Origin of the sequence: Allokutzneria oryzae, from assembly GCF_042429765.1 — a bacterium.
Taxonomy (GTDB): Bacteria; Actinomycetota; Actinomycetes; order Mycobacteriales; family Pseudonocardiaceae; genus Allokutzneria; species Allokutzneria oryzae.
This window is the reverse complement of the sequence record NZ_JBHLZU010000003.1, coordinates 183,713-191,571: the sequence shown is the minus strand read 5'-3', so window position 1 is coordinate 191,571 and position 7,859 is coordinate 183,713. Positions and strand designations below refer to the sequence as shown.

The following is a 7,859-nucleotide window of genomic DNA, read 5'->3' as shown; positions in this document are numbered from 1 at the left end:
CCCTGGCGCCCTCGCCCACCACCCCTTGGCGCCCTCGCCCACCACCCCCTGGCGTCCTCACCCACGTGCCCCTCGTTTCGCGTTTTGTCACCTTGATGCGAAATGGGAGCGCTCTTTCGCGCATCAAGGTGACAAAACGCGAAAACCCCGACCACGCCAGCCGGCCCACGCGCCCACGCGCCCACGCGCCCACGCGCCCACGGGGGCATGGGGGCACGGAGGGGCATCGGGACGACTTGCCGGACCATGGCTACACGACGGCCGGAGCGGGGGCGGATCAGGTCGAGGGCGTGCTCCAGCCCGGCGGGCGAAGTGAGCGCCCGTTACCCGGCAGGACCAACGGTCTGAACGGTATTTGCGTTTGGGCACAACGGAAAACCTGAAAAGCAACAGCGTCGGAACGAACGAGTGGGCAACGGGGTCCAGGGTCTTGCGGCATTCCCGCGCCGGGTGGATGAATCTCACCCATGACGGCCCGGCGGCGTACCTCGGACCTCTTCGAAGCGGCGCGTCTGTACTACGTGGAGGGAGTTCACCAGAGCGAGATCGCCAGCCGTCTTCATGTCAGCCGGTCCAACGTGTCCCGCATGCTCCGCGACGCGCGGGAGCAAGGCGTGATCCGTTTCCAGCTCACCTATCCCGCCAGCCGGGACAGTCACTGGGAGCGGAGCCTCCGCGAACGCCACCGTCATCACGGCCTGCGCGACGTCGTGGTCGTGACGGAGCCGCCCGCGTCGCCCCGCCTCGATCCGGTGGAGCTGGTGGGGGCCGCCGCCGCGGAGTGGCTGCTCGGTCATCTCGGCGACGGCCAGCGGGTCTCCATCGCTTGGGGGACTTCGGTCCGCTCAACGGTCAACCATGTGTTCACGCGGCACCGCTATGCCGTCGAGGTGAGCCGGCTCGGCGGGTACGTTGACGCCTTCTCGGCTCGCGGCGACCACGAGATGGTCCGCGATCTCGCCGCGAGGCTCGGCGGGACGTACTGCTACCCCAACGTCCCAGCCGTGCTGGACTCCGTGGCCGAGGCGAAGGCCCTCTACGCCGACACCACGATCGCCCACCAGCTCCGGCGCGCGTCGGCGGCCGACATCGCGATCGTCGGCGTCGGCGCTTTCGGCCAGGGGTCGAACCGGCTCCTGCTGGACCGGGCCGGAGTCGGTCACGGGGAACGCGACCGAGCTCGCGGCCTCGGTGTGGTCGGCGAGGTCTGCGGCCGGTTCTACGACCACGACGGGCGCGACGTCGAGCTCCCGGTCGACCAGCGGATCATCTCCGTGCGCACCGGTGCCCTCGTGGCGATCCCGAACACCGTGGTCGTCGCGGCCGGTGCGCGGAAGGCGGCCGCGGTCATCGGGGCGCTCCGCGGCCGGATGGTCACCACGCTGGTCTGCGACCTGCCACTGGCGCGCGCGATCGCCGCGCTCCCGGCGTGACCGATCTCAGCAGGCCGGGCCGATGTGGTCGAGGATGAGCGAGCTGACCGCCTTCGGCCGCTCCCGGTGCAGGAAGTGGCCGCAGCCGTCCACGACCTCGACGCGCGGCTTCTGGGCGCAGAAGGCCGCGCTCTCCTTGAGGTAGGCGGAGGAGAAGCACCCGTCGTCGGCACCGCCGATGTACAGGGCGGGCAACGGGTTCGTCCCGCCCATCACCTTCTCCTGGACCTCGGCGAGCTCCGGGGCCTGCAACGCCGGGTTGAGCGTGTGCCGGTAGTAGGCCAGCGCGGCCGCAGCGACCTCGGGGTGGGTGAACTGCTCCTTGATCGGGTCGAGCTCGGCGCGCGGGAGCCGGAAACCGGGGGACCAGTCGTGCCAGAGGAACTCGACCAGGTCACCGCCCGGCGCGCCGAGCAGGGCCTCGGGCCCGCCCGCCGTCAGGAAGAACCACATGTACCAGGCGCGCTTCATCTGGGCGAAGTCCCCGCCGCCGAGTTTCGCCAGCGCCACAGCGGGATGGGGCAGCGCCATGCTCACGATCGTCCGGATCCGCTCGGGGGCGAGCACCGCGGCGCCCGAGGCGCCCACCGCTCCCCAGTCGTGGCCGATCACCACCGAGTCGGCGCCGGACCCTCCGCCGCGCCCCAGCGCAGTGACGAGGGCGACGGCGTCCAGGGCGAGCGTCGCGGACTGGTAGTGGCCGTCCGGGGCGAGGCCGGTCGGGGAGTAGCCGCGCATCCAGGGCGCCACGGCGCGGTAGCCCGCCTCGGCCAGCTCGCCCAACAACCGCGTGAAGGTCGGCGCGTGGTCGGGGAAACCGTGCAGGCACAACGCCAGCGGCCCGTCGGAAGGTCCTGCCTCCAGGTAGGTGAAATCGATGCCGTTGACGTGGATGTGGCCTTTCCTCGTCATGACTGGCCTCCGTTCTGGGCGTTCACGGGCGCGCGGGTCCGCGTCCCTGACGACGCCGTGGATTCACCCACCGGCGCATCGGCCCCGGCAATGCTCGCGGCCGTCACCGTCACACATGTGCGGGAGGAAGACCCGGAGGCACCAATGCCACTGGGCGACGCGAGCTGCCCGGGACTCCTCCCAAGGTGATCCGCTAGGAGTGAATGCCATGGCCCTGAAACGTTTGCTGCTCGCGGTGGCGGTGCTGACCGCGTGTTCCGCGCCACCGCCGCCTGCTCCGCGGCTGGCCCCAACGACGCCGACGCTCGACATGATCACGTGGGTCGGCAAGGTCTGCCAGGGTGACAGCGCGATGCAGGAGCTGCGCGAGTACCACGACAAGGTTCCGCCACACGACGAGCTGGCCGAGCATGTCAGGGTCGTCACCGCGCAGACGCAGGCGTTGCGGGAGGCGTTCGCCGGGATCGGCAGGTCCCCGGTCGCCGGAGGGGACGAGGTGGTGGGCGCGTACCTCAGCTCGGTCGACAAGGCGTTGCGCGGAATGCGGGAGACGGAGCGGTCGGCGGGCAGCGGGTCGGATCTGCTCAACCGCGCACAGACGGTGCAGTTCAGCATGGTCCTGCAGCTGATGTTGCCCATCGGGACGGACCTGCAGAACCTGATCGACCGTGATCCCGTTCTCGCGCAGGCGTTTCAGGTGGCCGAACCGTGCCGACGCCCGATCCCGCTCCTGCGGGCGCGCTCGATACCAACGCCCACCAGGTGACCGTCACGGCGTGCTCAGCGGTCGTGCTGCCAAGGTAATCCGATTCGGTGCCGCCACTTTTCGGCACGCTGAACGCAGGTCAGGGGCTGTTGTGAGTCATGCCGACCGTGGGGCGGGAGGAGTGGGCTGGCGCCCCGACACGATCTGCCCGGCCTGCGCGACGACGGCCTCGTGCCATTCACCGGGTGCCACGGCGAACACGCCGTCGTCGATGGCCTGAAGCGCCTCGGCCGCGACAACCGAGGGCTCGACTCCCTCCGATGACATGCCCGTGGCGACGAGAGCGGGACAGATCATGCTCACGCGCACCGGCGTGTCAGCCAGGGCCATGGCAGCGTGCGCGGCGATGGCGGTGACGGCGTGCTTCGACGGGCCGTACGCCCCACCGCCGGGGAAGACGGTGAGCCCGGCCAGCGACGCGGTGATCAGGACGTTCGCGGGCTCGCCCGCGGCGAGAAGCTGCGGCACGAACGCGCGGAGGCCGTTGACGACACCGCCGACGTTGATGTCGAACACGCGGTTCCAGTCCTCGGGCGTGACCTCCCACGGCGCGCCGAGTTGCTGTCCCACCACTCCGGCGTTGAGACAGATCAGGCGCGCCTGCGGGGCTTGCGCCGCGAGAGCGCTCATCGCCGCCGGGTCGGCGACGTCGGCGGCCACGGCTGTCGCGCCGAGCCGTGTCGCCGTCGCCGAGAGCGCGTCGCCGTCGATGTCGGTCAGGACGAGGCGGGCGCCCCTGGCGTGGAGTGCCTCGGCCAGCGCCCGTCCGATCCCGCTCGCCGCACCGGTGACGACCGCGGTCAGGGTGTCGGTTGTCAAAGCAGTCCTCCGGAGAGCAGCGGCGACGGGAAAGATCGAGCACCAGGCTAAGCCGTGCCCCGCACCGCGTGACACCACCCCGCCGCCCCTCTCACCACCCCCTCACCACTTCCCGCCTCACCACCTCCACTCCTCTCACCTCCACCCCCTCTCACCGCCCCTCTCACCGCCCCTCTCACCACCTCCACCGATCCCACCTCCACTCCTCCCGCCTCCTCACCCGGAGCCCTCCACCCGTGCCCTCTTTTCGCGTTTTGTAGGCTTAATGCGAAATGGGAGCGCTCTTTTGCGCATCAAGGTGACAAAACGCGAAAACCCCGACGGCGGCAGCTCGCGGGCGCACCGCAGCGCGGCACGGGCGTCAGTCCGGCCACCACCAGCACGCTCGTGACGGTCAGGGCGAACAAGGATCGCCGCACGCGCGAACCGTGCTACTGCGACCGGTCCGGAGTGCCCACTTCCGCCGACCCGGAACGGCCGTCGCCGACCCGGGCGCGTCAGTCCCGTGTTGCCACACCATTCCCCGGTGTGGCAACACGTGGGCGGCGTCTCCTCCTCACTGCCGAAGCCTCCGGCCCGGTCGGGCGGCTCTTACTGGAAGTCGAATGTGGTGCTCGTGACGCGGCCTGCTTGCAGCAGCCGCCGGAAGAAGCCGGTCGGGCGCTTGCCGCGTTCCGCCCCGCGCTTGCGGGATTTCCCCTTGCTGTCCAGCCCCTTGACGAACGGGCCGCCCAGCGCGGGGCCGAGCTGCAGTGCTCCCTGCATGGCGAGACCGGGAACCGCGGCCAGGCCGTTCGCGCCGCCGTGCCGCCGGCGGCACAGCACGGCCAACCAGGTGCCCAGGATGGCGGTCAGGCCGGTGCTTTCGATCGCGCCGCGCCATGGCCTGCTGTTGGTGGAGGCGAGCACGACGCGAGCCCTGCGCGGCGACGGCTCCGGGCTCGTCGCCCCCAGCCGCTCGCACTGCGTGCGAAACAGCCAGACATGACCTTGCGAATCGCGGACGACGTTGGTCCATTCGAGTACGTGCTGGCTATTGCGCGGTCCTGCTTGCCTCGACAGTGCGCCGCCTCGGGGTGCTATCTCGGTGCGGCCGGTCTGACCTGCTGAAACCAGCTTCTTCATAAGGGCGATCCTCGCGTGGTTCATATTCTCGGTGTCGCGGACAAGGGGCGAACCCCATCGCTTTGTATTGAACCCGTGTGTGGGAATCCTGTGGCGGTGCGATCTCCATGCATTTTGTACCAGTGATCATTGCCGCAATCCAGTCCGATCCGGAAACGGCACCCTTCGGCGAGTTTCTCTAGATGGATGGTCGCCGTCGTGCGGATTCGCGCATCTCTAGACGATTGCGTCGCCGTCACCGGGAAGCAGTAGGGCATCTGACTAAAGAAAATTCGTGAAAGTCGGCCAATGGTTGCCAAGATGGCGGTTGGCATTGTTTCCGCGCGGTGCTGAGCGGTGGGAAATGCTCGATCGAGTGGACTTCCGCGCGTCGCCGGGCTTCCCGGGAGCTGAGCGGTTCGCGTCAGGTGTTCGCCCTGCTTGTCCAGGTAGATCTGGGTGTGGGTGCTGCGGGAGGGCTCGCGCCGGGAGTCCGAGTGCGAGGTGGGTGCGGCCATTCTTGTGGTGGTTTGGCTCACATTGTCACTCGCGCCGCTGGTCTACCCCGCCGACGGCGAGAAGCACAGGCCCATCGACGTGAGCACGTTCGCCGATAGCGCGAAACTGAATTGGGTGGCCGCTTGTGAAGACAGCACCATCGACATCCGCCGGTTCCAGGGGCCGGCTCATGTCGACGCGTGCACACCGAACACGCGAACTAGTCCACCGTCTTCAACGAGGGTGACTTGGGCAGCTGCCCCTCGCCCACCGGAACGGCACCTGCTTCACGCCGCTGACGCAGCGGTTCGGCTGTGCCGTTGTTCCGGTACCTGTCCGAGCGTCGCTGTCTTCGCCGCCTCGGCGAGCGAGCGCCGGTTGTGCCCGTCCGGGTCGATCAGCGGGAGCACGGACACCTCGATCACCAGCCCGCGCAGCGCGGCGGTGCGCAGCAGGGCGGTCAGCAGAGTCTCCTCACCGAGGAACGCGGCCGCCGTGGTGGGCTGGTCGCCGACCACGAACCGCAACGCCACCGGACGGACCGGTGCTCCGGCGTCGATCGCGGCCTGGAACGCCGCGGGCCGGTACCGGCCGGAGGCCCGCCCGCACCAGGTGGTGCCCTCGGGGAAGACACCGACCGAGACACCGCCGCGCAGCGCCTCCGCCAGGTCGGCCACGGTCCGGGGGAGCGCGGACAACCGCTGCCGGTCAACGAAGAACGTGCCCGCCCGCGCCGCCAGGGCTCCGACGATCGGCCACGTCCGGACCTCGGCCTTGGCGAGCACCCGGACGGGTTGGAGCGCGCTGAGCGCCGCGATGTCCAGCCACGAAGTGTGGTTGCTGACCACTAGCACACCCCTGCCCCGAGGCTGTTGTTGTTGGCGTGCAACGGTCAGCGTGCCCGGTCGGTAGACCCGCAGCCGCACACCGAGCGAGCCGAGCACCGCCCGGAACCACAACCGGGTCACCGCCGCCCGCCCGCGTGGACCGAGAACGGCCAGGCCCAGTGCGCACAACGGGGCGGTGAGCACGACCGCCAGCAGCGTCGCCAACCGCAGCGCTTGGCGGCCCGGCGACACGGTGAGCGGAGTGCCCTCGACCGGAAGGCACCACGTTCCGCAGGGGGAGAACGGCATCCAGGAGTGCTTTGCCTCAGCCGGACCAGCGGTCATGGGCTCACTGTGAACAGTCCGGCTTAACCCGCGGAGAACGGCTCCTGACCAGCGGCTGAGCACTACTGGGCTGCTGGGAACCGACCACCACGGCGAGACCCAGCGACCGGGTCCCGCCGTGGTGGCGGGGGCTCATGCCCTCCGGCCGCCGGCGGTCACCTCGTCGGAGCGGAGGACGTCCTCGCCGTAGATGTCCCGCAGCCAGGTGTTCTGGTAGACGGTGTCGAGGTAGCGCTCGCCGAGGTCCGGGGCGATGGCCACCGCGGTCAGCTCGCGCGCGTCGTGCTGGGCCAGCCAGTCCACCGCGCTGCTGACCACCGTGCCGGTGGAGCCCCCGAACAGGAACCCGCTGCGGGCCAGGCGATGGCAGGCGCGGATGGTGTCCGCCTCCTCGACGTGCACCACTTCGTCCACATAGGACTCGTCGAGCAGCGCCGGGCGGACACCGGTGCCAAGGCCGGGGATCATCCGGCGGCCCGGCGGGCCACCGAAGGTCACCGAGCCCGCGCTGTCCACCGCGACCACCCGCACCGGTCGGTGCCACTCCCGGAAGTAGCGCGCGCAGCCCATCAGGGTCCCGGTGGTCCCGGTCCCGACGAACAGCACGTCCAGCCGGGGGAACTGCCGGGCGATCGCCGGTGCCGTCCTGCGGTAGTGGGCCTTCCAGTTGTGCGGGTTGGCGTACTGGTTGAGCCACACGTAGCGGGGGTCGGAGGCGCACAGCGCGGTGACGTGGTCGATCCGGGCGCGCAGGAGGTCACCGGTGGCGCCCGGATCGGAGATGACGTGCACCCGGCTGCCGAGCGCCTCCATCAGCCGCCGGGTCGAGAGGTTGCAGCGGAAGTCGGTCACGCACACGAACTCGTAGCCCTTGCTCGCCGCGATCATGCTCAGCGCCACGCCCAGGTTCCCTGACGAGGACTCGACAAGGACCGAGCCCGGCCGCAGGACCCCGGTCCGCTCCGCCGCCTCCACCATCTCGGTCGCGGCCTTCATCTTGATCGACCCGGCGAAGTTGAAGCCCTCGCACTTCAGGTACAGCGAGTGCCCGACGACCTGCCGGAGGTCGATGTAGAGCTCCTCCACGTTGAAGTCCTGGGGGACGGATATGACTGGCACGATGGCCTCCCTCTGTTGTGGCAGAGCACTCGGCCG

Annotated in this window: 7 protein-coding genes; 2 read left to right on the top strand and 5 right to left on the bottom strand. The window is 69.9% G+C overall.

Annotated features, from left to right (window positions below; genetic code table 11):
- Positions 1–587: 587 nt before the first annotated feature.
- Positions 588–1,433: a sugar-binding transcriptional regulator gene (locus ACFFQA_RS04610; RefSeq protein ID WP_377850342.1), complete on the top strand. Its 846-nt coding sequence runs from the start codon at positions 588–590 to the stop codon at positions 1,431–1,433.
- Between the two features lie 6 nt (positions 1,434–1,439).
- On the opposite strand, the gene ACFFQA_RS04605 is transcribed toward ACFFQA_RS04610, so the two are convergent.
- Positions 1,440–2,345, bottom strand: coding sequence for an alpha/beta fold hydrolase (locus ACFFQA_RS04605; RefSeq protein WP_377850341.1), 906 nt, complete (start codon positions 2,343–2,345; stop codon positions 1,440–1,442).
- 208 nt (positions 2,346–2,553) lie between these two features.
- Here ACFFQA_RS04605 and ACFFQA_RS04600 point away from each other — a divergent pair, with 208 nt between their 5' ends.
- Positions 2,554–3,111: a hypothetical protein gene (locus tag ACFFQA_RS04600; protein WP_377850340.1), complete on the top strand. Its 558-nt coding sequence runs from the start codon at positions 2,554–2,556 to the stop codon at positions 3,109–3,111.
- A gap of 96 nt (positions 3,112–3,207) precedes the next feature.
- On the opposite strand, the gene ACFFQA_RS04595 is transcribed toward ACFFQA_RS04600, so the two are convergent.
- The 4 genes from ACFFQA_RS04595 to sbnA form a co-directional block, all read right to left on the bottom strand.
- Entirely contained in the window at positions 3,208–3,930 is a 723-nt protein-coding gene (locus ACFFQA_RS04595) for an SDR family NAD(P)-dependent oxidoreductase (protein ID WP_377850339.1), read from the bottom strand.
- 591 nt (positions 3,931–4,521) lie between these two features.
- Positions 4,522–5,055 carry a hypothetical protein gene (locus ACFFQA_RS04590; RefSeq protein ID WP_377850338.1) on the bottom strand — a complete coding sequence of 178 codons (534 nt, stop codon included), beginning with the start codon at positions 5,053–5,055 and terminating at the stop codon, positions 4,522–4,524.
- A gap of 764 nt (positions 5,056–5,819) precedes the next feature.
- Positions 5,820–6,704 carry a lysophospholipid acyltransferase family protein gene (locus ACFFQA_RS04585; RefSeq protein WP_377850337.1) on the bottom strand — a complete coding sequence of 295 codons (885 nt, stop codon included), beginning with the start codon at positions 6,702–6,704 and terminating at the stop codon, positions 5,820–5,822.
- Positions 6,705–6,836: 132 nt separating this feature from the next.
- Positions 6,837–7,823 (bottom strand): 2,3-diaminopropionate biosynthesis protein SbnA, encoded by a 987-nt coding sequence (sbnA, locus tag ACFFQA_RS04580; RefSeq protein WP_377850336.1) that lies wholly within the window; start codon positions 7,821–7,823, stop codon positions 6,837–6,839.
- Between the last annotated feature and the right edge of the window lie 36 nt (positions 7,824–7,859).

Coding starts and splice junctions, on each gene's coding strand:
- ACFFQA_RS04610 (WP_377850342.1), top strand. CDS start 588: ATGCTCCGCGACGCGCGGGAGCAAGGCGTGATCCGTTTCCAGCTCACC.
- ACFFQA_RS04605 (WP_377850341.1), bottom strand. CDS start 2,345: ATGACGAGGAAAGGCCACATCCACGTCAACGGCATCGATTTCACCTAC.
- ACFFQA_RS04600 (WP_377850340.1), top strand. CDS start 2,554: ATGGCCCTGAAACGTTTGCTGCTCGCGGTGGCGGTGCTGACCGCGTGT.
- ACFFQA_RS04590 (WP_377850338.1), bottom strand. CDS start 5,055: ATGAAGAAGCTGGTTTCAGCAGGTCAGACCGGCCGCACCGAGATAGCA.
- ACFFQA_RS04585 (WP_377850337.1), bottom strand. CDS start 6,704: ATGACCGCTGGTCCGGCTGAGGCAAAGCACTCCTGGATGCCGTTCTCC.